Source organism: Serinicoccus sediminis (genome assembly GCF_004153545.1).
Classification (GTDB): domain Bacteria; phylum Actinomycetota; class Actinomycetes; order Actinomycetales; family Dermatophilaceae; genus Ornithinicoccus; species Ornithinicoccus sediminis_A.
Genome location: NZ_SDVA01000004.1, coordinates 189,231 through 213,334, shown reverse-complemented (window position 1 = coordinate 213,334; position 24,104 = coordinate 189,231). Strand labels below are relative to the sequence as shown.

At 73.9% G+C, this 24,104-nt stretch carries 17 protein-coding genes; 6 read left to right on the top strand and 11 right to left on the bottom strand.

The window, feature by feature from the left end; all coding sequences use genetic code 11:
- Nucleotides 1-10: 10 nt before the first annotated feature.
- From EUS26_RS05845 to zwf, 3 genes are all read left to right on the top strand, one after another.
- Complete coding sequence (locus EUS26_RS05845; RefSeq protein WP_130012244.1) at nt 11-1,255, top strand: DUF58 domain-containing protein; 1,245 nt, start codon at nt 11-13, stop codon at nt 1,253-1,255.
- Nucleotides 1,252-3,576: a transglutaminase TgpA family protein gene (locus tag EUS26_RS05840; protein ID WP_130012243.1), complete on the top strand. Its 2,325-nt coding sequence runs from the start codon at nt 1,252-1,254 to the stop codon at nt 3,574-3,576. Before EUS26_RS05845 ends, EUS26_RS05840 begins: the two co-directional genes overlap by 4 nt.
- 69 nt (nt 3,577-3,645) lie before the next feature.
- Complete coding sequence (gene zwf / locus EUS26_RS05835; RefSeq protein WP_130012242.1) at nt 3,646-5,091, top strand: glucose-6-phosphate dehydrogenase; 1,446 nt, start codon at nt 3,646-3,648, stop codon at nt 5,089-5,091.
- Between the two features lie 87 nt (nt 5,092-5,178).
- On the opposite strand, the gene EUS26_RS05830 is transcribed toward zwf, so the two are convergent.
- From EUS26_RS05830 to EUS26_RS05810, 5 genes are all read right to left on the bottom strand, one after another.
- Entirely contained in the window at nt 5,179-5,577 is a 399-nt protein-coding gene (locus EUS26_RS05830) for an excalibur calcium-binding domain-containing protein (protein WP_130012241.1), read from the bottom strand.
- 212 nt (nt 5,578-5,789) lie between these two features.
- Nucleotides 5,790-7,424, bottom strand: a complete 1,635-nt coding sequence (locus tag EUS26_RS05825; protein ID WP_420329990.1) for an RNA polymerase sigma factor — start codon at nt 7,422-7,424, stop codon at nt 5,790-5,792.
- A 207-nt stretch (nt 7,425-7,631) separates the two neighbouring features.
- The gene (locus EUS26_RS05820; RefSeq protein ID WP_130012239.1) at nt 7,632-8,039 is read right to left on the bottom strand and encodes a universal stress protein; all 408 of its coding nucleotides are present in this window, start codon (nt 8,037-8,039) and stop codon (nt 7,632-7,634) included.
- A gap of 45 nt (nt 8,040-8,084) precedes the next feature.
- On the bottom strand, nt 8,085-9,371 hold the full coding sequence (locus tag EUS26_RS05815) for a DUF4192 domain-containing protein (RefSeq protein ID WP_130012238.1): 1,287 nt from the start codon (nt 9,369-9,371) through the stop codon (nt 8,085-8,087).
- A gap of 62 nt (nt 9,372-9,433) precedes the next feature.
- Nucleotides 9,434-10,150: an EcsC family protein gene (locus EUS26_RS05810; RefSeq protein ID WP_238148820.1), complete on the bottom strand. Its 717-nt coding sequence runs from the start codon at nt 10,148-10,150 to the stop codon at nt 9,434-9,436.
- A gap of 69 nt (nt 10,151-10,219) precedes the next feature.
- Between EUS26_RS05810 and EUS26_RS05805 the strand changes: the two genes are divergently transcribed.
- Nucleotides 10,220-10,855, top strand: a complete 636-nt coding sequence (locus EUS26_RS05805) for a hypothetical protein (RefSeq protein WP_130012236.1) — start codon at nt 10,220-10,222, stop codon at nt 10,853-10,855.
- Here EUS26_RS05805 and EUS26_RS05800 read toward each other — a convergent pair.
- Complete coding sequence (locus EUS26_RS05800) at nt 10,831-11,811, bottom strand: PAC2 family protein (RefSeq protein WP_130012235.1); 981 nt, start codon at nt 11,809-11,811, stop codon at nt 10,831-10,833. The two genes, EUS26_RS05805 and EUS26_RS05800, sit on opposite strands and share 25 nt — an antisense overlap.
- Nucleotides 11,812-11,928: 117 nt before the next feature.
- On the opposite strand from EUS26_RS05800, the gene EUS26_RS05795 reads away from it, so the two are divergent.
- Complete coding sequence (locus tag EUS26_RS05795) at nt 11,929-14,046, top strand: prolyl oligopeptidase family serine peptidase (protein ID WP_130012234.1); 2,118 nt, start codon at nt 11,929-11,931, stop codon at nt 14,044-14,046.
- A 167-nt stretch (nt 14,047-14,213) separates the two neighbouring features.
- Here the strand turns inward: EUS26_RS05795 and coaE are convergent, their stop codons facing one another.
- From coaE to EUS26_RS05770, 5 genes are all read right to left on the bottom strand, one after another.
- Nucleotides 14,214-15,110, bottom strand: a complete 897-nt coding sequence (coaE, locus tag EUS26_RS05790; protein ID WP_130012233.1) for a dephospho-CoA kinase — start codon at nt 15,108-15,110, stop codon at nt 14,214-14,216.
- Nucleotides 15,107-15,781, bottom strand: coding sequence for a VOC family protein (locus tag EUS26_RS05785; RefSeq protein ID WP_130012232.1), 675 nt, complete (start codon nt 15,779-15,781; stop codon nt 15,107-15,109). Before EUS26_RS05785 ends, coaE begins: the two co-directional genes overlap by 4 nt.
- Before the next feature lie 167 nt (nt 15,782-15,948).
- Nucleotides 15,949-20,169, bottom strand: coding sequence for an ATP-dependent RNA helicase HrpA (gene hrpA / locus EUS26_RS05780; RefSeq protein ID WP_238148819.1), 4,221 nt, complete (start codon nt 20,167-20,169; stop codon nt 15,949-15,951).
- Nucleotides 20,170-20,221: 52 nt separating this feature from the next.
- Nucleotides 20,222-20,656, bottom strand: coding sequence for a hypothetical protein (locus EUS26_RS05775; RefSeq protein WP_130012231.1), 435 nt, complete (start codon nt 20,654-20,656; stop codon nt 20,222-20,224).
- A gap of 83 nt (nt 20,657-20,739) precedes the next feature.
- On the bottom strand, nt 20,740-22,035 hold the full coding sequence (locus tag EUS26_RS05770) for a DUF445 domain-containing protein (protein ID WP_238148818.1): 1,296 nt from the start codon (nt 22,033-22,035) through the stop codon (nt 20,740-20,742).
- 168 nt (nt 22,036-22,203) lie between these two features.
- On the opposite strand from EUS26_RS05770, the gene EUS26_RS05765 reads away from it, so the two are divergent.
- Nucleotides 22,204-23,931, top strand: coding sequence for an aminotransferase class V-fold PLP-dependent enzyme (locus tag EUS26_RS05765; RefSeq protein WP_130012230.1), 1,728 nt, complete (start codon nt 22,204-22,206; stop codon nt 23,929-23,931).
- The last annotated feature ends 173 nt before the right edge of the window (nt 23,932-24,104 follow it).

The window sequence follows — 24,104 nt, the reverse complement described above, 5'->3', positions numbered from 1 at the left end:
ACCACCCCCGATGACGCCTGGCACCGGCCCCTGGGGAGCGCTGACGACGCGCGGCAAGGCGTTCCTCGTCCTGGGTCTGCTCATGGCCTTCGCCGGCGTCGTGCTGGGCTACGAGGACGTCACCCGCATCGGTCTCGCCCTCGTCGCGCTGCCGGTGCTCGTGCTGCTGCTCATGCCCCGACGCGCCCCGCGGATGACCGTGGCCAGGGAGGTGGACCCGCCACGGCTGGTCCCGGAGGAGCGCGGGGAGGTCGAGGTGCGCTTCCGCAACCTGGGGCCGCGGTCGGCGGTCTACCTCGCCGAGGAGCACGTGGACTACCAGCTGGGTGAGCGTCCGCGTTACATCCTGCCGCGCATGGTCACCGGCGAGGAGCGCCGCCTGCGCTACACCGTCCGCTCCCGGCACCGCGGGGCCTACGCGCTCGGCCCCATCGTCCTGCGCCAGCGCGACCCCTTCGGCCTGACCTTCCGCACCCTGCAGCTGTCCTTGCGCACCGAGCTGCTCGTCCTGCCCCGGGTCGTGAGCCTGGGCGAGGACCGGATGCGGGGCAGCTCGCGCGGCAGCGAGGGCGAGATGCCGCAGATGATCGCCCTGCACGGCGAGGACGACGTCAGCATCCGGACCTACCGCGACGGCGACGAGCTGCGCCGCGTCCACTGGCCGGCCACGGCGCACCGCGGGGAGCTCATGGTCCGCCAGGAGGACCGTCCCGCGCGCCGCCGGGCCGTGCTGCTCCTCGACTCCCGGGCGCAAGCCCACCCCGGCTCCGGCCTGCGCCCGTCCTACGAGTGGGCGGTCAGCGCGCTCGCGTCGGTGACGCGGCACCTCGTCGCGGACGGGTTCGTCGTCCACCTCCTCACCGACGCCGCGCTGCGGGACGGCAGCGTGCAGCATCCCGTCGAGCTGGGCCCGGCGATGGACGCGCTCGCGCGGGTGCAGCCGGAGACCGACGCGCGGCTCGACCGGCTCTCGGCGGCCGCCTCCTCCTTCACCTCCGGCGGGGTGCTGCTCGTCACGGCCGTGGTGGCGCACGACGAGCACGAGCTGCGCACCCTCGCGTCGATCCGCCAGCCCGGCTCCCGCGCCCTGGCCTTCGTCCTGGACCCGGCGCGCTTCGGTGGCACCGCCGCCCCGGACGCCCCGACCGGGGTCCTCGCCGACGCGGGGTGGCGCACGGTGACGGTGGGGCCGCACACCGGCATCCCCGAGGCCTGGACCTCGCTGCGCGCGACCGCGGTCGGGAGGTCGGCGTGAGGCACGACGAGCGCGACTGGGTGAGCCGCGGCCTGTGGGCCGAGGGGCTCGTCGCGGCCCTGGCGACGCTGTCCGTCGCGTGGCCGCTCACCGACCTGCTGCGCGAGGGCAGCTGGCTGGCCCCGGCGGTGACGATGGTCGTGCTCGTGGCGCTCGGAGGAGCCGTGCTGCGCTCCCTCGACGTCCCCCCGACCCTGGTCGCGCTGGGGCAGCTCGTGCTCGGCCTGGCCGGCCTGGCGGTCATCTACCTGCGCGAGACCCTGTGGCGGGGCGTCCTCCCGACCCGGGAGACGATCGAGCTCGTCGGAGCCCTGCTCGCGCAGGCGGGCACCGTGCTGCAGACGTATGCCGCGCCCGCCCCCACCACGCAGGGGGTCTCCTTCCTCGTCGTGGCCGTCCTCACCCTGACCGCGGTCTCCGTCGACTCGATGGGGGTGACCGGGCGCGCGCCGGCGAGCGCCGGCATACCGCTCGTCGCCGGCTTCCTGGTCTCGGTGTCCAACACCGGGCAGGCGATGGAGCCGTGGTACTTCGCCGCGGTGCTCGTCATGTGGCTGCTCATGCTCGCCCAGCAGGGGCGGCGGCTGAGCCTGTCGTGGCCCTCGGCGGGCCGGCGCGAGTCCCGCGGCGCGGGCGACGTGTCCGAGGGGCCGCGCAGCTACCGCGGTCTGGCGCAGGTGGTCGGTGCCCTGACCGTGGTGGCGGCGGTCCTGGGCGCGTCCTTCCTGCCGCACCTGCCGCCGACCTTCTTCGGCGACGGGCTGGCCCGCAACCCCGAGGCCCGCGACGTCGACGCCGACGCGGGCGACGTGGCCTTCACCGAGACCATGGACCCGGGGCAGGACCTGCGCAACCAGTCCCGCGCGCCGGTCCTGACCTACCGCACCACCGCCATCAGCCAGCCGCCGTTGCGGGTCACCGCCACCGAGCGCTTCGAGGACGGTCGGTGGGTGGCCCCCGAACGCCTCACCTCGGCGCTGCTGCCGCAGGACGCGCCGATCCCGGACCCCCCGGGTCTGGGCGAGGACGTGCCGGCCGGGGAGGCCGAGTTCCAGGTCCTCGACAACGAGCTCGAGCCGCCGCACCTCGCGGTGCCCCCGCTGCTCACCGGGCTGCAGCTGGACGGCGCCGGATACCGCTACGACCCGCGGGACGCCACCGTCGTCCTCCAGGGGCAGCCCGAGCAGTACGACGCGACCTACCTCACCCTGGACCCCGGCGGCGCGCTGCCGGCCGGGGTCGGCGAGCAGCCGGCGCTGGCCGAGCAGTTCGACGAGGACCTGCTGGCCGTGGACGAGGTGTCCCGTGACCAGGTCGCCGCGCTCGTCGAGGAGGTCGTCGGTGACGAGGACAACGCCCTGCAGACCGCGGTGCTCATCCAGTCCCACCTGCGCACCGACGGCGGCTACGAGTACTCCCTGGAGCTCGAGCCCCCGGCCGAGGCGGGGGCCGACGACCCCATCGGCGGCTTCCTGGAGACCCGCCAGGGGTACTGCGTGCAGTTCGCGACCGCCATGGTCATGATGGCGCGCCACGAGGGCATCCCGGCGCGGATGGCGGTCGGCTTCCTCCCCGGCACCACCCAGGAGGACGGCACCCGCCAGGTCGTCGCGGCCGACGCGCACACCTGGCCCGAGCTGTGGATCGACGGCCTGGGGTGGACCCGCTTCGAGCCGACCCCCGGTGTCCGGGCGGGCACGCCGCCGGCCTACGCGCGGTCGACCGACGAGGGGGACGCCGCCCCCAGCACCTCGGAGGTGCCGCAGGAGCTCACCCCGACGCCCGAGCCCACGGCGGCGCCGGCCCCGGCCGACCCGACGCTGCTCGACCGGCTCGGCGACCTGCTGCCCACGGTGCTGCGCACGCTGCTCGCGCTGCTGCTCCTCGGGGCGCTGGCGACGGTCCTGCCCTGGGCGGGCCGACGGCACCGGGAGGCCGGGGTGCGGGCGGCCACCACCGCGTCCGAGCGGGTCGAGGGCGAGTGGCAGCGGCTCACCCGCTCGCTGAGCGACCTGGGGGTGAGCACTCCCCCGGAGCGCAGCCCGCGCAGCATGCGCCGGCACTACCTGGGCGGCACGACGATGGAGGAGTCCGGCGACCGGGCGCTCGGTCGCGCGGTGGCCACCCTCGAGCGCGCCCGGTATGCCGCACCCGGCACCCTGGGCGAGGACGAGGCGGACCGGATGGGCGACGACGTGCGCACCGTGGTCGACGAGGTACGGCATACCTCTCCCTGGAACCAGCGGGTCAACGCCGTGCTGCTGCCCGGCAGCGGCGTCGCGGGGCTGCGCGAGGGCGCGCGTCGTCTGCTGCGCCGCTGACCGGCCCCGGCACCGCCGTCCCGGGCCCGGGGTGGCGTCGGGCAGCGGGAGACGACAGAGTGGTGACCCATGACCGCCCCACTGACCGTCGTCCTCTTCGGTGCCACCGGCGACCTGGCCCGCCGCAAGCTCATCCCGGGCGTGCTGCACCTCTTCCTCTCCGGGCTCGTCGACGACCTGCGGGTCGTCGGAACCTCGCTCGACGACCTGTCGGCGGACGAGTTCCGCGACCTGGCGCTGGAGGCGGTCAAGGAGTTCAGCGTGCGCGAGGCCGAGAACTCCGACCTGCGCGACTTCGCCCAGCACCTGGACTACGTGCCCGGCTCGGCCGGGCCGGACGCGCTGCGCTCGGCGGTGGACCGCAGCGAGGAGCAGCTCGGGGGCGGTGAGCCGCTGCGGTTGCACTACCTGTCGGTGCCCCCGAGGGCGGCGCTGAAGGCGGTCGGCACCATCGCCTCGGCCGGGCTGGTCGAGCGCAGCCGGATCATCATGGAGAAGCCGTTCGGCACCGACTACGCCTCGGCCGTCGAGCTCAACGGGCGGCTCCACGAGGTGTTCGACGAGGACCAGATCTTCCGCATCGACCACTTCCTGGGCAAGGAGCCGGCGCAGAACATCCTGGCCTTCCGGTTCGCCAACGGGCTGTTCGAGCCGATCTGGCACCGCAACCACATCGACCACATCCAGATCGACGTGCCCGAGACCCTGGGGTTGTCGCAGCGGGGCGACTTCTACGAGCAGACCGGCGCCTACCGCGACATGGTGGTCACCCACCTGTTCCAGATCCTGGCGTTCACCGCCATGGAGCCGCCCACGTCGCTGGAGCCCAAGGCGATCAGCCGGGAGAAGAACAAGGTCTTCCGGTCGATGCTGCCGCTGGAATCCAGCGACGTCGTCCGCGGCCAGTACGTCGGCTACCGCGACGAGAGCGGCGTCAGCGACGAGAGCCAGACCGAGACCTTCGTGGCGCTCAAGTGCTTCGTCGACAACTGGCGCTGGGCCGGCGTGCCGTTCTACCTCCGGACCGGCAAGCAGCTGGCCGAGGGCGCCCGCATCATCTCCATCGCGTTCCGGGAGCCGCCGCAGTCGATGTTCCCGCCCGGGTCGGGGGTGGGCGACCACGGGCCGGACCACCTGACCTTCGACCTGGCCGACCGGGCCCGGATGTCGTTGAGCTTCTACGGCAAGCGGCCCGGGCCGGGGATGAAGCTGGACAAGCTGTCGATGCAGTTCTCCATGCAGGACACCGACTGGGCCGGCAGCGTGCTCGAGGCCTACGAGCGGCTCATCTACGACGCGGCCCGCGGCGACCGCACGCTCTTCGTCACCGCGTCCGGCATCGAGCGGCTGTGGGAGATCAGCCAGCCGCTGCTGGACAACCCGCCCGTGGTGCGGCCCTACCAGAAGGGGTCCTGGGGGCCCAACCAGATCCACCAGCTCATCACCCCCTTCACCTGGCGGCTGCCCTTCGAGCGGCAGTGGCGCGAGTCGTCGGGCCAGGGCCAGCGCAACTGAGGCCGCGCAGCCTTCCCCGGGGCTGGACACGTCGGCGCCCCCGCTCCGTCCTGCGGAGCGGGGGCGACGTCGTGCGGTCCTGCTAGGTCACCGGGCCTGGCGTCGGGCCACGACCAACCCACCGGTCCCCACCAGGACGGCCAGGCCGCCCGCGGCGATGAGGCCGAGGTTCTCGGGTCCCGCCGTGGGGCCCCCGCCCGTGGCCACACCGCCCTGGGGCATGGCGGCCATCTGGTCCTCCTCCCCCGACGGGACGGTGGCGCTGCCCCCGCCGAAGTAGGTCTCGCAGGCGATCCCGTCGTCGTCGGCGTCCAGGCCGTCGGGGTCGTCCGCGTGCGCCAGGAAGTGCCCCTGCGCCTCCGCCTGGGTGGCGAAGTCGGCGCAGTTCAGGTCGTAGCCGTGGTCGGCGCTGGCCGGGGACGCGACCAGGAGCGAACCTGCCAGGAGGAGTCCGCTCGCGGCGGTGGTGCGACGTACGGTGCGCATACACATCAGTCCTTCACATCGGTCGACTATGACCCCGGCGAGGCTACGTGGCGACAGCGAAGGATGCGCGCGCAAGCGACACGGGTCCTGGTATGGCGTCGGCGCGGTCGCTCCAGGACGTCCGGAGCGCACCGCTGCCGGACCGACGCCGGTGACGCGACGAGCCCGACCGCCCGGCAGGTCGCCGGATGGTCGGGCTCGTGGGGACGGGCTCAGTCCAGGTAGTCGCGCAGGACCTGCGAGCGCGAGGGGTGGCGCAGCTTGGACATCGTCTTGGACTCGATCTGGCGGATCCGCTCGCGGGTGACGCCGTAGACCTTGCCGATCTCGTCCAGCGTCTTCGGCTGACCGTCGGAGAGCCCGAAGCGCATCGACACCACGCCCGCCTCACGCTCGGAGAGCGTGTCGAGGACGGAGTGCAGCTGCTCCTGGAGCAGGGTGAAGGACACGGCGTCCGCGGGCACGACCGCCTCGGAGTCCTCGATGAGGTCGCCGAACTCGCTGTCGCCGTCCTCGCCCAGCGGGGTGTGCAGCGAGATGGGCTCCCGGCCGTACTTCTGGACCTCGACGACCTTCTCGGGCGTCATGTCCAGCTCGGCGGCGAGCTCCTCGGGGGTGGGCTCGCGGCCGAGGTCCTGCAGCATCTGCCGCTGGACGCGGGCCAGCTTGTTGATGACCTCGACCATGTGCACCGGGATGCGGATGGTGCGGGCCTGGTCGGCCATGGCCCGGGTGATGGCCTGCCGGATCCACCACGTGGCGTAGGTCGAGAACTTGTAGCCCTTGGTGTAGTCGAACTTCTCCACCGCGCGGATGAGGCCGAGGTTGCCCTCCTGGATGAGGTCCAGGAAGAGCATGCCGCGGCCGGTGTAGCGCTTGGCCAGGGAGACGACCAGCCGCAGGTTGGCCTCGAGCAGGTGGTTCTTGGCGTTCTTGCCGTCGTTGGAGATCCACCACAGCTCGCGCTTGAGCTTGGCCTCGATCTTCTCGCCGGAGTTGAGCTTCTCCTCGGCGAACAGCCCGGCCTCGATGCGCTTGGCGAGCTCGACCTCCTGCTCGGCGTTGAGCAGCGCCACCTTGCCGATCTGCTTGAGGTAGTCCTTGACCGGGTCCGCGGTGGCGCCCGCGGTGACGACCTGCTGAGCGGGGGCGTCGTCGTCGTCGGCGGTGGACAGGGTGAAGCTGTCCTCGTCGCCCTTGGTGGCGGGGGTCTTGGGCTTGGCGACCTCCGGGGTCTCGGGGGCCTCCTCGACCTCCTCGAGCTCCTCCGCCTCGACGTCCTCGGGCGAGGGCGCCTCGACGATCTCGTCGACGACGTCCTTCTTCTTGCGGCCCCGTCCCTTGGCCGGCGCGGCGGCCGGCTCCGTGGGGGTGGTCGCGGCCGAGGCGGCACGGGTGGTGCCCGCCTTGGGCGCCGCGGCCTTGCCGGTGGTCGAGGTCTTCGACGCGGACGAGGTCTTCGTCGCCGGCGTCGTGGCCTTCTTGGTGGTGGACGTCTTCGCGGCGGACGGGGACGACGTTCTCTTGGTCGTGGAACCCGTGCCCGCCTTCGTCGAGGCGCCCTGGGCCGCCGTCGTGCTCTTGGCAGAGCTCTTCGTCGATCGGGTGGCCCGCTTGCGGGCGGGGGCGGGCTCGGCGCGCACCTCGATGGCCTGGTCGCTGAAGACCCGGAGCACCTTCTTCTGGGTCGCGGCGGAGGTGACGTCCGCGGCCTCCAGGGCCGACTTGACCTGCTCGGCCTCGACGTAGCCCTGCTCCGTCCCGGTCATGAGCAGGGCGCGCAGCGCCTCGTGCTCGAAGGCAGGCGGGAGCTCGGGGGTGCTCGTGCGGGTCGTCCTGGCTGTCACGGGGTGGACCAACTCTCTCTGAGGCAGCAGGTGTGGCGCAGCGGGCATGACGGAACCCGACACGGCTCAAGAAGTGGAGATCGGTGCCGGGTGCGGCACGCGGCTCATACCATTATAAAACCTGCACCCCCCTCCGCACATTCCCCGGGGCGGTGCAGACCTGCGCGGACACCCGCGACGGCCCGGAGGACGGGCCCCACGGACGGCTCAGTCGCCCTCGCCGGCCTTGACCGCCAGCACCGGGCACTGCGCCTCGAGGAGGATCCGCTGGGCGTTGGAACCGAGGATGAGCTTGCCGATGGGCGTGCGGCGGCGCAGCCCGATGACGATGAGGTGGGCGTCGGTGTCCGCGGCCACCTCGATGAGGTCCTCGGCCGGCTCGTTGCCCCTGGCCAGCGCCCGCACCTCGTGCTCCACGCCCGCGCCGTCCAGCTCCTCGCCCACCGCGGCCAGCTCCTCCTCGAAGCGCCGCGCCTCCCCCGCGTCGAAGTCGCGGCCACCCCGGTGCGAGTTCACCACGATGAGCTTCACCTTGCGCAGCAGCGCCTCGGTGCGGGCGGCGACGAGCGCCGCCCTGCCCTCGCGGGTGGGGATGTAGCCAACGATGATCGACATGGGCGGCGCCCTCCTGCGTGACGAGACTTGCCGCGAGGCTACACCTCAGGCCGCCGGTCGCCCGCCCGGTCGCCCCCCGGCGCGTCGGTCGGCTCGCCGCACGCCCGCGGGCCGGGGCGGGCGCAGCCCGACCTCGAGCGCCCGGCGGAGCAGACCCGCCAGCCGGGAGCCGGGGTCGACCTCCAGGGCCAGGTCGCAGGCCTCGTTGGCGACGGTCCCGTCCCCCCGCGTCCAGGCGACCATCGCTGCGAGCGTGAGCAGCGGGCCCCCGAGGTCGCGGGGCACCTGCGACACGAGGGTGAGCAACCGGTCCAGCCCCTCCTGGTATGCCGTGGTGGGCCACGGCCGGAGCTGCCGGGCCACCGCGCCGAGGTCCTCCGGGAGCGGCACGTCCGCGACCCAGTCGAGGTCGGGCAGCCAGCGCGCCAGCACGGCGTCGCGCACCCACCGGTCGTGCAGCACCAGGGCGATGCAGGCCCGCTCACGGGCCGTCGGCGCGGTGCCGCGGTGGACCCAGTCGGCGAAGGCCTGCAGCGCCGCGGGGTGGTCCATCCGGTCGGGGGCGAGGTCGAGCAGGCTCAGGGCCACCTCGGTGGCTCCGGTCGCGGCCTCGTCGCGCCGCCGCACCACGTCGGCGACCGCCGACCGCGACGGCAGCACCGAGCGGCCGTGCAGGACGAGGTCCGCCGCCGCGGGCACGTCCCGGGCAGGGGGCACGGGCTCCCAGCGACACCCACCCTCGGTGGCGTCGTCTCCCCCGGAGACCACCGGGCACAGCTCGCGGCCGTCGCGGACACCCCGGACGATCAGGAGATCGTGCACGTGGCTCCCGGTCGCGTCGGCCAACCGACGGGACGCCTCCAGCAGGGCGGTCACCGCGTCGTCGTCGACCTCGCCGTCCGGTCGCGCGGGCAGGTCGTAGCCGACGACCGTCAGCAGGGTGACCCCCGGGGCCGAGTCCACCGTCTGCTTCACCGAGAAGCCCAGGGTGCCCAGGGCGGCGTCCAGGTGGTGGGTCGCCGGCAGGTCGATCCTCCCGGTGAAGACCAGCTCGCCCAGCGAGGAGCGCGGCCGCAGGGCGGTCACCACGACGACGAGGCTGCGCTCCAGGCGGTAGCCGAGCAGGTGCGGCAGGACGGCCAGCATCTGGCCGGCACCGGCGAGCCGCAGCGGAGGGTCCTGCGCCGGGGCGGGGGTGCAGACCGCGTCAGCGGTGCCCGCGGTATCGGTGGACGCCGCGCCAGCGGCGGTGGTGGACGTGGTGTCGGTGGTGGACGTGGTGTCGGGGAGGTCGGGCTCCGGCGAGCGCCCCCCGGGCTCGTGGTCGGTCATACCCCCAGCGTGCCGCGAGCGGGCCCGCCGTGGCGGACCCGCTCGCGATCTGTGGATAACCCTCAGCCGGCGGAGGCGTCCGCCTGCCGGTCGGTGAACTCGCGGCGCGCGTGGTCGGCGATGCGCTTCATGAGGTAGCCGTCCAGCCCGGCACCGATGACGCCCCCCGCCACCGGGACGAAACGGACGACCCGGCCCAGGGCCCGCCCACCGACGGCCGTCAGCAGCCGGAACCCGACGGCCTTGTTGACCATCATGGCCGCGGCCTTGGGCATCCGGGACGTCGCCAGCCTGGCCAGCCGCCCGGACCCGGTCATCCCCATGGCCGTGGTGACCCCGGCCTTGCGCATGAGCTCGTCCGCGTCCGCACCCACGAGCGAGAGCAGGACGGCGGACCGGGTGGACCGGCTGCTCACGTCGTAGCCCCGCTCCTCGGCGATGGCGGCGACCATGCGGGTGGCGAAGGTGTAGAACTCGAGCACGTTGACCGGGATGGCCACCGGCATGGTGAAGATGCCCCCCACGCCGGTGACGAAACCGCCGACCGCACCCTTGCGGATGTGCTCGGAGACGATGGCGTCGACCACCTGGTCACGGTCGTCGCCGTGCTTGCGCCGCACCCGGGCCAGGACCTCGCTGGAGGACTGCAACGGACCGATGCCGTCCACGCCGAAGTCCAGCAGCTTGCCGATGAAGGCGTTCGCCAGGGCATCCAGCCGGCCGCCCTCCTCCAGCTCGGGGTCGGGCTTCACGGCCACGTCGGACTCAGGTCCAGCCACGGCGTCTCTCCTCTTCTCGGGGCTCAGCATCGCGCTCATCCTGACACGCGGTGGGTTAGGTTGCGCGGTATGACGTCACGCCGGCGGACGGCCGGAGCCGGGCTGCTCTGGCCCCTGGCCGCCCTGCTGTGCCTCGTCGGTCTGGTGCTGCTGGGCCTCGGGGTCGTCGGCACCGCGGGTCGCGACGACCCCGACATGGTCGGGGTGGTCCCCGGGCAGCACGTGAGCGTGCCGCCGGAGGGCATGTCGGTCTGGTCGCGGTCGCCGCAGACCCGGGAGAGGACCGCCTGCACGGTGGGCGACACGCTGCTGCTGCGCCCGGAGCAGGACTTCACCACCCGGGTCGCGGGGCAGGACTTCCACGAGGTCGCGCGCACGGGGCCCGGCCAGGCCGGCAGCACGGGGGCGCTGGTCTGCGACATGGCGGACGCGCTCTACGCCGGGCCGTACGGTCCGGCCACGGCCCCCACCGGCCTGCGCGGCGGCACCGGCCTCACCCTCGGCCTGCTGCTGCTCCCCCTGGGGCTGGCCTGCGGCGCCCTGGCCCTGCTGGCCCGCCGTCGCGAGACCGTCGAGCGCGGCCCGGACCCCGGTGCCTACACGCCGGCGCTGCGGCATACCGCCGCACCCGGCGGCAGCCGGGCCCGCACGACCGCGACCGATGCACCCACCGGCCCCCGCTACGACCTTCCGCCGCCGTCCTGATCCTCGGCCGGCGGCGTCGGACCCTCGTCGTCGCCGCCGTCGTCCTCGTCGACCGAGTCCGGGTCGCGCAGGAACGCCTCGAACTGCGCACCGATCTCCTCGGCGCTGGGCAGGTTGGCCACCTCGGCCGCCAGCAGGCTCCGGCGCCGCTGGCCCTCGACGAAGTGGTCGTACCTCTTCTCCAGCCCCTCGACGACCTCGCGAGCCTCGTCGTTGGTGGCCAGCTCCTCCTCGATCCGGCCCCGGGTCAGCCCCGCCATCGCCACCAGGTCGGCGGTCGGCAGCACGAGCCCGCTGAGGTCCATGATGGCGTCCGCCGCCGCCACCACCGCGTCACCGAACTGCGTCTCGGCGAGGTAGTGCGGCACGTGGACGGCCACGCCCATGGTCAGCAGCCCGGACTCGGCGAGGCGCAGGTGCAGCAGGGAGTCCGCGCTGGACGGGATGCGCACCTGGCCGAAGAGCGGCGTGTAGTCGCCCAGCACGCTGTTGTCGCTGGCGAAGCGGGTGGTGCCCACCGGCCGGGTGTGCGGGACGGCCATCGGGATGCCGTGCGCGCTGACCATGCGGCGCACCCCGAAGGCGAGCCCCAGCTGGCGGACCGCGTCGACGAACGCCTCCCAGCGGTAGTCCGGCTCGATGCCGTGCAGGAGCAGGAACGGCTCCCCGGCGGCGTCGACGACGCGGTACAGGACCAGGGAGGGGTCGTCGTAGTCGGTGTAGTGGTCGGAGTCGAAGGTCATGAGCGGCCGGCGCGAGCGGTAGTCCACCAGCTCGTCCACGTCGAAGGTGGCCACCACCTCGTGCTCGAGGGTGTCGAGCAGGTGCTCGGCGAGCGTGGACCGCACCTGACCGGCGTCGAGGAAACCCTCCAGCGACACCAGCAGCAGCGGGGCTGGCTGGGGCTGGCGGGCGGCGTCGGCCTCCAGCGTGAACAGTGGCGAGTGCGTCGTCACGGTGTCTCCTCTCTGGTCTGCCCTCTCAACGCGCCGACCCGGTGGGTGATTCCGTGACGACGGAGGTCGCCGGGACGGGTGGTGGGGGTGTCGGACCCAGATGATAGGAACGGAGGTATGACGTCGCCGGCGACCCCCTTCCACGACCTGTCCCACTACGTCGCGCTGCCCCGGGTCTCCGGGCTGGCCCTCAGCGCGGACGGGAGCAGGCTGGTGACCTCGGTGTCCACGCTCAACCGGGCGGGCACCGGTTACGTCTCCGCGCTGTGGGAGCTGGACCCCGCCGGTGAGCGGGCGGCATACCGCATCACCCGCAGCGCCAAGGGCGAGACCGGGGCCGCGTTCAGCGCCACCGGCGACCTCTACTTCACCTCGGCCCGCCCCGACCCGGACGGCGGTGACGAGGGGGAGCCGTCGGCGGCCCTGTGGCAGATCCCCGCGCACGGGGGCGAGGCCCGGGTCGTCCTGCAGCGGCCCGGTGGGGTGTCCGGGGTGGCCTGCGCGCGGGACGCCGAGCGCACCCTCGTGGTCGCCGGCCTGCTGCCCGGGGCGTCGAGCGAGGCCGAGCACAGGACGCTGCACGAGGGGCGCACCAAGGCCAAGGTCGACGCGATCCTGCACTCCTCCTACCCCGTCCGCTTCTGGGACCACGACCTGGGGCCGCACGCGCCGCAGGTCTTCGCGCTCGAGGACGGCCCGGACCCCGACGACGAGACCGAGACCGAGGACGACCTGCCCGGCACGGTCGACCAGCGCCGGGACGTGCACCTGCGGCTGCTCACCGGCGGTCCGCACGCGCCCCTGCACGAGCCGAGCCCCCGGCTGGCGCCGGACGGGACCTTCGCGCTCGTCGACGTCAACGTGCCGATGGGGCGCGCGGAGCTGCGCGCCACCGTCGCCCGGATCGACGTCGGGACCGGTGGGCTGCGCACCCTGGTGGACCAGGAGGGGAGGGAGGCGCACGCCGGGCCGGTGAGCCCGGACGGCACCCGGGCGGTCGTCGTCGTCGGCGAGATGACCGCCCCGGACCGCCCGCCGCACCCGCGCCTGCACGTCATGGACACCGCCACCGGCGAGCTGACCCCGCTGGCCCACGACTGGGACCGGTGGGCCCAGCCGGTCGCGTGGACGCCGGACGGCGCGTCGCTGCTGGTCCTGGCCGACAGCGAGGGCCGTCGCCCGGTCTTCCGCATCGACGTCGGCAGCGGCGCCGTGGAGCAGGTCACCCACGACGACGCGGCGTGGAGCGACCTGGTCGTCTCCCCGGACGGCGCGACCGCCTACGGCGTGCGCTCGTCCTACCTCTTCCCGCCCGAGGTGGCCCGGCTCGACCTGGCCTCCGGCGAGGTGACCCCGCTCCCGGGTCCGGCCGAGCGCCCGCAGGTCCCCGGCCGGCTCGAGGAGGTCGAGACCACCGCCGAGGACGGCAGCCGGGTGCGGGCCTGGCTGGCGCTGCCCGAGGGCGAGCCGGACGCCGCCGGCCACCCGCTGCTCCTGTGGATCCACGGCGGTCCGCTGGGGTCCTGGAACGCCTGGACGTGGCGGTGGAACCCCTGGTTGATGACGGCGCAGGGGTATGCCGTGCTGCTGCCCGACCCGGCCCTCTCCACCGGCTACGGCCAGGAGTTCGTGCAGCGCGGCTGGGGCGCCTGGGGTGACGCGCCCTACACCGACCTCATGGCGGTCACCGACGCGACGGTCGGGCGCCCTGACATCGACGCCGACCGGACGGCGGCCATGGGTGGCTCGTTCGGGGGCTACATGGCCAACTGGGTGGCCGGGCACACCGACCGGTTCAAGGCCGTCGTCACGCACGCCTCGCTGTGGGCGCTGGACGGTTTCGGTCCCACGACCGACGCGGCGTACTACTGGCGGCGGGAGATGACACCGGAGATGAGCGCGGCCCACAGCCCGCACCGGTTCGTCGACCAGATCGTCACCCCGGTGCTCGTCATCCACGGCGACAAGGACTACCGCGTGCCCATCGGCGAGGGCCTGCGGCTCTGGTACGAGCTGCTCTCCCAGTCCGGCCTCCCCCAGGCCGAGGACGGCACGACGCCGCACCGGTTCCTCTACTTCCCGCAGGAGAACCACTGGATCATGAGCCCGCAGCACGCCAGGGTCTGGTACTCGGTCGTCAGCGCATTCCTGGCCGAGCACGTCCTCGGCGAGGAGCCGCCGCCGGCCGCCGAGCACCTCGGCCTCACGCCCCCTCCCGCACCGGACGCGTCCTAGGGTCGCACCGGACGCACGGTCAGGCCGCACCGGACGCGTGGTCGGGACACACCAGACGCGTGGTCGGGCCGCACCAGACGCATGGTCAGAACACACTGGACGCGTGGCCAGGCCGCACCGGACGCACGGTCGGGACACACGTGAGACGCGCGCCGGTGGCAGGACCGTCAGCCCACGCGGAGGCGCAGCCGCGCCGCCGACGCCGGGTCCGCCGAGGCGATGACGACCTCGTCGGACGCGCCTGAGGCTCTCCCGTCGACGCCGGCCTGCCCGTCACCGGTCAGCACGAGCAGGCCACGACGGTGCAGACCGTGGCGCGCCGCTGGTTCGTCGAGAATGTCTGGGTCGACGCCCTCGCCGAGCGGCCGCCCGAGCGCGGCCTCGACCCGGGCGCGGAGGCGTTCTCCCTCACCGGCGCGGGCAGCCCCGGGCGCCGCCGATCCCGGTATGCCGTCCGCCAGGTGGTCACGGAACGGCACGATCCGGCCGGACCACAGGTCGTTGACGCGTGCGTGCAGGTCGTCCAGGGTGCCCGCGTTGTCGAGGAGCACGTCGGCCGCGGCCCGTCGCTGCTCGTCGTCGGCCTGCGCCCGGATCCGTGAGCGGGCCGCCTCCTCGTCCATGCCCCGCAGCTCGACCAGCCGGCGCAGCCGCTCCTCCTCGGGCACGTCGACGATGACGGTGAGGGCGTAGTCGGCGCCCATCCCCAGCTCGACCAGCAGCGGGACGTCGTGCACCACGACCGCGTCGTCCGGGGCGGACTCGAAGAGCTCCTGCGACCGGCGACGGATGAGCGGGTGGGTGATCCCCTCCAGGTCGCGGCGGGCCCGGGCGTCGCCGAACACGACCTGCCCCAGGGCGGGGCGGTCCAGGCTGCCGTCCGCGGCGATGACGTCAGGGCCGAAGCGGTCCGCGATCTGGGCCAGCCCGGGCGTCCCGGGGCCGACGACCTCACGGGCCACCGTGTCGGCGTCCACGACCACGGCACCGAGCGACGCCAGCTGCGCCGACACCGTCGACTTGCCCGAGCCGATGCCGCCGGAGAGGCCCACGCGCAACGTCATACCGGCTGCTCGCCGCTGCCCTCGCGGCCCTGCCACGTGCACACGCACACCTCGTTGCCCTCGGCGTCGGCCAGCACCCACCAGGACGGGGCGAACTCGTCGGTGACGAGGCGGCCCCCGGCGGCCACGGCGGCCTCCACCCGCTGCCGGGCGACATCGTGCGGCACGGTGATGTCGAGGTGGAAGCGGCCCCGCCCGGGGCGCGCCTCGTCCATCTGCTGGAACCACATCGGCGCGAGCCTGGCCGCCGCGTCCACGAGCTGGTCCTGGCCGTCGGCCTCGTAGCCGAGCACGGCGGCCCAGAACGGCTCCACCGCGGACCCGTCGAGGACGTCGAGGGCGATCTCCACCGCGCTGACCTGGTGCGGCGCGGCCTCGACCCCCTCCTCCCGGGCGAGCCGGCTGATGGCCGACGCCAGCCGGCGGTCCCGGCCGGTCAGCCGCCCGACGTCGTGACTGATGGTCGTCACCGTGACGTGCGTGTGGCGCAGGTCGACGTCCGGGTGGTGGTCCAGCTCGTCGGCCAGGTCGGCGATCCGCGCGACCAGGCGCGCCCCGGTCGCGAAGTCACCGGTGAGCAGCCGGGTCTGCAGCCGGCCGAGAATGACCCGCCAGTCACCGAGCTCGGGGTCGGTGGACAGGTCGTGGTCGCTGGGGCCGGTGGCAGGCATACCCCGACTGTGCCAGACGGGCCGACCACTGCGCGCTCACCACCCTGCGCGACCCCGGTGCAGGTCCCAGCAACCATTCGCGACGCCCGGTGCAGGCCCAGCCAACCATTCGCGACGCCCGGTGCAGGTCCAAGCAACCATTCGCGACGCCCGGTGGGAAAGTCAGGTCAGGTCGCGGCCTCGGCGCGGTCCATCGCGGCGTAGATGCGCTTGGCCGAGACCGGGGCGGGGGTGCCGAGCCGCTGGGCGAAGAGCGAGACCCGCAGCTCCTGGACGGACCAGACGACGTCCATGACGTCGGGGTCCTGGCGCCGGTGCGGCGGGAGCGCCTGGAGGAAGTCGGCGAGGTCGCGCTCGACGACGTGCACCTCCTCCATCCGCTGCCGGTCCCGCGGCAGGTCCTGCACGCCCTTGTCCAACCGCTCGGTCATCGCCCGCAGCCAGACGACCATCCGCGGCAGCCGGGCGTACCCGACCTCGGTCACGAAGCCGGGCCGCACCAGGGCGTCCAGCTGACGGCGCAGGTCGGTCGCGAGGTCGGCGGCGGCCGGGGCGTCCAGCCGCTGCAGCCGCAACGACACCTCCCGTGCGGTGTCGAGGATGGGCACGAGCGACTCGACGATCTCCAGCACCCGGGGCACGCTCTGCTGGCGCACCCCGGTGAGCGCCGCCTCGAACTGCGCCGGGTCGCGGACCGTCGCGCCGGGCTGCTCGGCCACCACCGAGTCCACCGCCGCGGCGAGCGCGTCCTCGAGCAGCGCCGGGACCGACCCGTGCGGGTTGTGGCCGAGGGAGAGCTTCTGGCTGTTGCTCAGCAGGGCCAGCAGCCGCTTCCACGGCGGGGTCGTGCCCAGCAGGAGCAGGCGGCGCACCCCGCGCAGCGTCTCGCGGTCGGCCTCCGACCGGGTCGCGAGCACTCGGACGTCCACGGCCGCCCCGGTGTCGACCAGCGCCGGGAAGCCCTGCACGGTGCGCGGCCCGACCGTCCGGCTGAAGCTCTCCGGCAGCGGGTCGAGGTCGGTCGGCCACGCCGTGAGCCCGGTGCGCTCGACCCCGGACGCGGCGGCCGCCATGGTGCTGCGCACCTGCCCGGCGAGCCGCTCCTGCAGCACCGCGAGGTCCTTGCCCTCCCCCAGCACCTCGACCCGGCCCCGGCCGCGCCGGCCCTTGCCGCCGCGCTGGCCCTGCTGCGCGCCACCGCTCTTCCCCGCACCGCCACCCTTGTCCGCGCCTCCGGACCGGGACCGACCGCCGTCCCCCGGACGCACCGCCCGCTCCACCCGGAACGTCATCCGCAGGTGGTCGGGCACCCGGGCCCAGTCCATGTCCTGCGGCGAGACCCGCACGAGCCCGCGCCGGGTCAGCTCCTCGGCGAGCGCCTCCCGCACCGGCGCGACGCCGACCGTGCCGGCCTCCCGCATACCCCGCAGGGCGGCCCGCGCGTGGTCCGGCGCCGGGACGAAGTTGCGGCGCACGTCCTTGGGCAACGCCTTGACCAGCGCCGTGACCAGCTCCTCGTGCATGCCGGGGACGAGCCAGTCGAAGCCGTCCGCGGAGACCTGGTTGAGCACCTCGACCGGCACGTGCGCCGTCACGCCGTCGGCGTCCGCGCCGGGCTCGAACTGATAGGTCAGGCCCAGGGTGAGCTCCCCCTGGCGCCACCCGGTCGGGAAGTCCTGGGCGCTGACCTGGTCACCGGCGTCGCCGACGAGCAGCTCCTCGGTGAAGGTGAGCAACCCGGGGTCCTGCTTCCGGGCGGTCTTCCACCACGTGTCGAAGTGGGCGCCGGAGACGACCTCGGCCGGGATCCGCGCGTCGTAGAACTCCACCAGCGTCTCGTCGTCGACGAGGATGTCGCGCCGCCGGGCCCGCGCCTCGAGCTGGCCGAGCTCCTTGACCAGCCGCCGGTTGGCGTGGAAGAACTCGTGCCGCGTCTCCCAGTCCTCCTCGACGAGGCCCTGGCGGATGAAGAGGTCCCGGGCGGTCACCGGGTCGATGCGGGCGAACGGGACGGTCCGTCCGGCGACGAGCGGTATGCCGTACAGCGTCACCCGCTCGTCGGCGACCGCCGACCCGGCCGAGCGCGACCAGCGCGGCTCGCTGTAGGACCTCTTGACCAGGTGCGCCGCCGCCCGCTCGACCCATGCGGGGTCGACGACCGCGTTGGTGCGCGCCCACAGCCGGGTCGTCTCGACCAGCTCGGCGCTCATCACCCAGTCGGGGTTGCGGCGGTGCAGCACCGAGCCGGGCTGCAGGACGAAGCGGGCGTTGCGCGCGCCCAGGTAGGCCCGGGCCTCCCGGTCCCACATGCCGACGTTGGACAGCAGGCCGGTGAGCAACGAGGTGTGCACCTGGTCGGCGTCCGCCGGGTGCTGGTTGACCTCCAGCCCGAGCTGCTTGGCGGCCCGCTTGAGCTGGGTGTGCAGGTCCTGCCACTCCCGCACCCGCAGGTAGTGCAGGAACTCGGCCTTGCAGAGCCGCCGGAAGGCGCTGCCGGACAGGTCCTTCTGCTGCTGCTGCAGGTAGCGCCACAGGTTGAGCACGACGAGGAAGTCGCTGTCGACGACGTCCTTGGCGGACGCCTCGCCCTCCTCCCGCTGACCGCCGCGGCGGGCCGGGCCGGTGGCGCCCCCGACCCGGCGGAAGCGGGCGTGCGCCTGGTCGGCCTGCTGCTGGTGGTCGGCGGGCCGCTCGCGCACGTCCTGGATGGACAGCGCGGCCACGACGACGAGCACCTCCTTGAGAGCGCCCTGCCGCTCGGCCTCGATGAGCATGCGGGCCAGGCGCGGGTCGACCGGCAGGCGCACGATCGCCCGGCCGTAGGCCGTGAGCCGCTGGCGCGGCAGGTGCGCGGGGGCGGTGGGGTCGATGGCCTGCAGCTCGGTGAGCAGGCGGACCCCGTCGGCGACCTGGCGGGAGTCCGGCGGCTCGAGGAAGCCGAACCTCTCGATGTCGCCCAGCCCCAGGTTGGTCATCTGCAGGATGACGCTGGCGAGGTTGGTGCGCAGGATCGCCGGGTCGGTGAACTCGGGGCGCGCGGCGAAGTCGTCCTCGCCGTAGAGGCGGATCGCGATCCCGTCGGCGAGCCGGCCGCAGCGGCCGGCGCGCTGGTTGGCGGACGCCTGGCTGATCGGCTCGATGGGCAGCCGCTGGACCTTGAGCCGCTGGCTGTAGCGGCTGATCCGCGCGGTGCCGGTGTCCACGACATACCTGATGCCGGGGACGGTGAGCGAGGTCTCGGCCACGTTGGTCGACACGACGATGCGGCGCCCGGCGTGCCGGGAGAACACCCGGTGCTGCTCGGCGGCGGAGAGGCGGCCGTAGAGCGGCAGCACCTCGGTGCCGGGCAGGTCCAGCCCGGTCAACGCGTCGCAGACGTCGCGGATCTCCCGCTCGCCGGAGCAGAAGACGAGGACGTCCTCACCCAATCCGTCGCGGCCGGTGGCCTCGGTCCACAGCTCCTCGACCGCCTCGACCACCCCGGTGACCTGGTCGACCTCGATCTCGGTCGCCGAGCCGTCCTTGCGCGGCGGGCCCTCGCGCACCAGGGGCCGGTAGCGCACCTCGACCGGGTAGGTGCGGCCGGAGACCTCGATGACCGGGGCCGGCTCGCCCTGGGCGTCGGCGAAGAACGCGGCGAAGCGCTCGACGTCGATCGTCGCGGAGGTGATGACGACCTTGAGGTCGGGGCGGCGCGGGAGCAGCTGCTTGAGGTAGCCGAGGATGAAGTCGATGTTGAGGCTGCGCTCGTGCGCCTCGTCGATGATGATCGTGTCGTAGCGCCGCAGGTCGCGGTCGCGCTGCAGCTCGGACAGCAGGATGCCGTCGGTCATCACCTTGACGAGGGTGTCGTCGCGGGAGACGTCGGTGAAGCGCACCTGGTAGCCGACCACCGTGCCGAGCTCGACCCCCAGCTCCTCGCTCACCCGCTCGGCGACCGAGCGCGCGGCGATGCGACGGGGCTGCGTGTGACCGATCATGCCCTCGATGCCACGCCCCAGCTCCAGGCAGATCTTGGGCAGCTGCGTGGTCTTGCCGGACCCGGTCTCGCCGGCCACGATGACGACCTGGTGGTCGCGGACCGCCGCCAGCAGGTCCTCGCGCCGCTCGCTGACCGGCAGCTCGGGCGGGTAGTGCAGCGCCCCGGGGGCCGGTGCGGCAGCCCGCCGGGCCTCGATGCCGGCCGAGGAGGGGGTATGCCGTGCCTCACGTCCGCCCCGACCCCGGCCTGAGCCCCCGCCGCGGCCTGCGCGCCCTGCGCGGTCTGCCCCTCCACCCGGGCGGCCGCCTCGACCCCGCCCGCGGCGGCCCTCGCCGGTGCCTGCCGGTGACCCGCCTCCGGTGCTGCCGGACCGGTCGGGTCGCGGTCGTCGGTCAGGCTCGGGCACGTCTCCCACTGTAACCAGCGGGCACCAGCGGGTTCCCGCCCGTGCGTGCGGGTCAGGCGGCGCCGTGCCGGCGCGCGAGGCCGTGCGCCACCGGCAGGTGCGTCACCCCGGCGTGGGTGGCGAGGTAGGTGCCCCACAGCGTGAGACCGGCCGCCGCGCACGCGTCCAGGGCGTGCTGGTGCAGGCGCCGGTCGGCGTCACCCACCAGCCCCCTGGCGCGGGCGACCGCCAGCACGAAGCCGGGGGTGTCCGGCAGGTGGGCGACGACCTCGACCATCCGGTCGACGACGACGAGCGGGTCCTCGCCGCGCAGGTCGCCCACGACCACGGGCTGCGCCAGGGTGCCGCCGGGCCGGCACAGCAGGAAGCCCAGCGCGCCGGCGCTGCGGTCGGCGTCGCTGACGACCAGGTCGACGACGTCGGCGGTCACCACCGGGTCGTCCAGCACCCGGGCGGGCCAGTCACGGGGAAGGTCCTCGAAGCTCATACCCCAGAGCCTCCCGCCGACCCGCGACCGCGCGCAGAAGTTGTCCACAGGGTCGGCGCGGGCATTCGCCCCCCCGGGGGCCGTCAGAGCAGCTGGGACAGCGCGTGGATGGTCACGCCGACGAGGGCGCCCACGACGGTGCCGTTGAGCCGGATGAACTGCAGGTCACGACCCACGTGCAGCTCGATCTTGTCGGAGGCCTCCTGGGCGTCCCAGCGGCGGATCGTGCCGGAGATGACGGAGGTGAGCTCGGTGCCGTAGCGCTCCACCAGGGCCACGACCGTGTCGGCGGTCCAGGCGTCGAGCCGGGCCTGCAGCCGCTCGTCCTCGGCCAGCTGGCGCCCCAGGCCGAGGAGCGCGGAGTACATCCGCGTGCGCAGCGCGCTGTGCGGGTCCTCCAGCGCGCCCAGCACCGAGGTGACCAGCGTCTCCCCGAGGGCGACGCCGGTGGCGCTGACCTGCGGGTGCTCCAGCACGCGCTGCTTGAGCGTCTCGAAGCGCTCCTGGGTGCGCGGGTCGTGCTGCAGGTCCCGACCGAGGTCCGTGAGGTAGGCGTCGAGCGCGTGCCGGACGTTGTGCTCCGGGTCGTCCTTGACGTCCTTGGCCCAGCGCAGCACCTCGGTGTAGACCCGCCGGGTGACCTGGTCGTTGACCCAGGTCGGGGCCCAGGCGGGGGCGCGGGAGCGCACGATCGACTCGACCTGGTCCTGGTGCAGCGCCAGCCAGGCGTGCAGCTCACGGGCCAGGAGGTCGACGAGGCCACGGTGCGAGCCGTCCTCGATGACCCGCTCCAGCAGGTGGCCGGCCACGGGTGAGAGCGGCTCTCGGCGCACCCGCGGCAGGATGACGTCGTCCACGAGGACCCGGATCTCCTCCTCGTCGACCCGCTCGACCGCCCGCACCAGGAAGGGCACGGCCTCGGTGACGACGCGCTCGGCGTGCTCGGGCACGCGCAGCCACTCCCCCAGCCGCCGCACGACCTGGGCGTCGAGGATCTTCTCGCGCAGCACCGGCGCGGTGAGGAAGTTGTCGGAGACGAACTGCTCGAGGCTGGCGCCGAGGTCGTCCTTGCGGCGGCGCACCAGCGCGGTGTGCGGGATGGGCAGGCCCAGCGGGTGCCGGAACAGCGCCACCACGGCGAACCAGTCCGCGATCGCGCCGATCATCCCGGCCTCGGCGCCGGCGTTGACGTAGGCCCACACGCCGGTCCGGTCGTGGGTGAGGACGTAGACGACGGCCATGAGCACGAGCAGCCCGGTCGCGACGACCCGCATCTGCCGCAGCCCGGCCCGACGCTCGGCGTCGTCGAGGCGTGTGCCGCTGCTCTCCACCGGTCCTCCTGCCGCCGCGCGCGGTGGTCGCCGTCCGGGCGACCTCATGACGCTCCAGCCTAAGCCGTGGCGGTCCCGACCCTTCCGGCAGCAGCGGCGCCAGCCGGCCAGGGTCACGTCCCGCGCTGCCCTGACCTGCAGGCATACCGCGCCGTTATGCCTCTTCCGTCACCAGGCGCGTTGTGCCGGCCGGGGCGGTTCGGCACGCTGGGCGCCATGACCACGCAGAGCCCGGCGCCGCCGACCACGACGTCCGACCCCGGCGACCACCCGCTGCTGCGCCGGATCCGCGAGTCGGTCATCGGTGAGGACCACGTCATGACGACGCCGTACGGCCGCCGCCGGGTCACCTACGCCGACTACACGGCGTCCGGCCGGGCCCTGACCTTCATCGAGGACGCGATCCGTGACGTCGTCCTGCCGGGCTACGCCAACACGCACACCGAGTCCAGCGGCACCGGGCTGCAGACGACGCGGCTGCGCGAGGACGCCCGCGCCGCCATCCACGAGGCGGTGGGCGGCGACGAGGACACCGTGGTGCTCTTCGCCGGCTCCGGGTGCACCGGTGCGATCGCCAAGATGGTCGGGGTCCTCGGGCTGCGGATCCCCTCCGTCCTGGAGGACGCGCACCACCTCTCGGCGCACATCCCCGCCGACCAGCGCCCGGTCGTCCTCATCGGACCGTTCGAGCACCACAGCAACGAGATCCCCTGGCGCGAGAGCATCGCCGACGTCGTGCAGGTGGCGATGGACGCCGACGGGCACATCGACACCGCCGACCTGCGCGCGACGCTGGAGCGGTATGCCGACCGTCCCCTGGTCGTCGGGTCCTTCTCGGCGGCGTCGAACGTCACCGGCATCATCACCGACACCCACACGGTCACCGAGGTGCTGCACGAGCACGGCGCCCTGGCGTTCTGGGACTTCGCCGCCGCCGGGCCCTACGTCGACATCGAGATGAGCGCCCCGGCCGGCCGCTCGCAGGCCTACAAGGACGCGGTCTTCCTGTCCCCGCACAAGTTCATCGGCGGGCCGTCCACCCCCGGTGTGCTGGCCGCCCGCCGGGAGCTCTTCACCAACCGGGTGCCGGACGTGCCGGGCGGGGGCACGGTGGCCTACGTCAACCCGGCCGAGCACTCCTACCTCGCCGACCCCGAGCACCGCGAGGAGGGCGGCACCCCGGCCATCGTCGAGGCGATCCGGGCCGGTCTCGTCTTCCGGCTCAAGGAGGCGGTGGGCGTCGCCACGATCCGGGCGCGGGAGGACGAGTTCCTCGGCCGGGCGGTCCGCGCGTGGTCGGCCGAGCCCGACCTGCAGCTGCTCGGCAACCTCGACGCCGAGCGGCTGTCGATCCTGTCCTTCGTGGTCCGCGGCCGGCAGCGGGCCTACCTGCACCACAACTACGTCGTCGCCCTGCTCAACGACCTCTTCGGCATCCAGGCGCGCGGCGGCTGCTCCTGCGCGGGGCCCTACGGGCATACCCTCCTGGGCATCGACACCGACCGGTCGCACGCCTTCCAGGAGCGGATCACGAGCGGGTGCGAGGGCATCAAGCCGGGCTGGGTCCGGGTCAACTTCAACTACTTCATCTCCGACACCGCGGCCGACTACGTCGTCGAGGCGGTGCGGATGGTCGCCCGTGACGGCTGGCGGCTGCTCGGTCACTACCGGTTCGACGTCACGACCGGGCTGTGGAGGCACCGCGAGGGCGTCGTGGAGCCGCCGGTGCGGCTGGCCGACATCACCTTCGGCGCCGACGGCGCGGTCACCCTCCCCGAGCCCGGCCCGACCGGTGGCGAGGACCTGCTCGCCGAGCACCTGGAGGACGCGCGCCGCGTCCTGGCCGCTGCCACCGGCGAGCCCCTCCCCGAGACCGGGGACGAGCAGGCGGGCGGCGCCCCGGAGCTGCGGTGGTTCGACCTGCCCGAGGTATGCCTGCGCTGACCCGCCGGGCCGACGCCGTCCACGGCCGCAGCGGAGCGCGGGCTCAGGGAAGCACCACGCGTCACTTCGGTACCACGGGCATCGCGGTGCAGAGATGTTGCCCTTTGCCCGGGATATCACCCCTGCGTACGGCAACGTCCCCGCACGGTGGTGAGCCTGTGGCTTCTGGGGCG

What these genes read in the sequence shown, in the direction of transcription:
- EUS26_RS05845 (WP_130012244.1), top strand. Translation starts at nt 11, where the DNA reads ATGACGCCTGGCACCGGCCCCTGGGGAGCGCTGACGACGCGCGGCAAG.
- zwf (WP_130012242.1), top strand. Translation starts at nt 3,646, where the DNA reads ATGACCGCCCCACTGACCGTCGTCCTCTTCGGTGCCACCGGCGACCTG.
- EUS26_RS05830 (WP_130012241.1), bottom strand. Translation starts at nt 5,577, where the DNA reads ATGCGCACCGTACGTCGCACCACCGCCGCGAGCGGACTCCTCCTGGCA.
- EUS26_RS05820 (WP_130012239.1), bottom strand. Translation starts at nt 8,039, where the DNA reads ATGTCGATCATCGTTGGCTACATCCCCACCCGCGAGGGCAGGGCGGCG.
- EUS26_RS05815 (WP_130012238.1), bottom strand. Translation starts at nt 9,371, where the DNA reads ATGACCGACCACGAGCCCGGGGGGCGCTCGCCGGAGCCCGACCTCCCC.
- EUS26_RS05805 (WP_130012236.1), top strand. Translation starts at nt 10,220, where the DNA reads ATGACGTCACGCCGGCGGACGGCCGGAGCCGGGCTGCTCTGGCCCCTG.
- EUS26_RS05795 (WP_130012234.1), top strand. Translation starts at nt 11,929, where the DNA reads ATGACGTCGCCGGCGACCCCCTTCCACGACCTGTCCCACTACGTCGCG.
- coaE (WP_130012233.1), bottom strand. Translation starts at nt 15,110, where the DNA reads ATGACGTTGCGCGTGGGCCTCTCCGGCGGCATCGGCTCGGGCAAGTCG.
- EUS26_RS05785 (WP_130012232.1), bottom strand. Translation starts at nt 15,781, where the DNA reads ATGCCTGCCACCGGCCCCAGCGACCACGACCTGTCCACCGACCCCGAG.
- EUS26_RS05775 (WP_130012231.1), bottom strand. Translation starts at nt 20,656, where the DNA reads ATGAGCTTCGAGGACCTTCCCCGTGACTGGCCCGCCCGGGTGCTGGAC.
- EUS26_RS05770 (WP_238148818.1), bottom strand. Translation starts at nt 22,035, where the DNA reads ATGAGGTCGCCCGGACGGCGACCACCGCGCGCGGCGGCAGGAGGACCG.
- EUS26_RS05765 (WP_130012230.1), top strand. Translation starts at nt 22,204, where the DNA reads ATGACCACGCAGAGCCCGGCGCCGCCGACCACGACGTCCGACCCCGGC.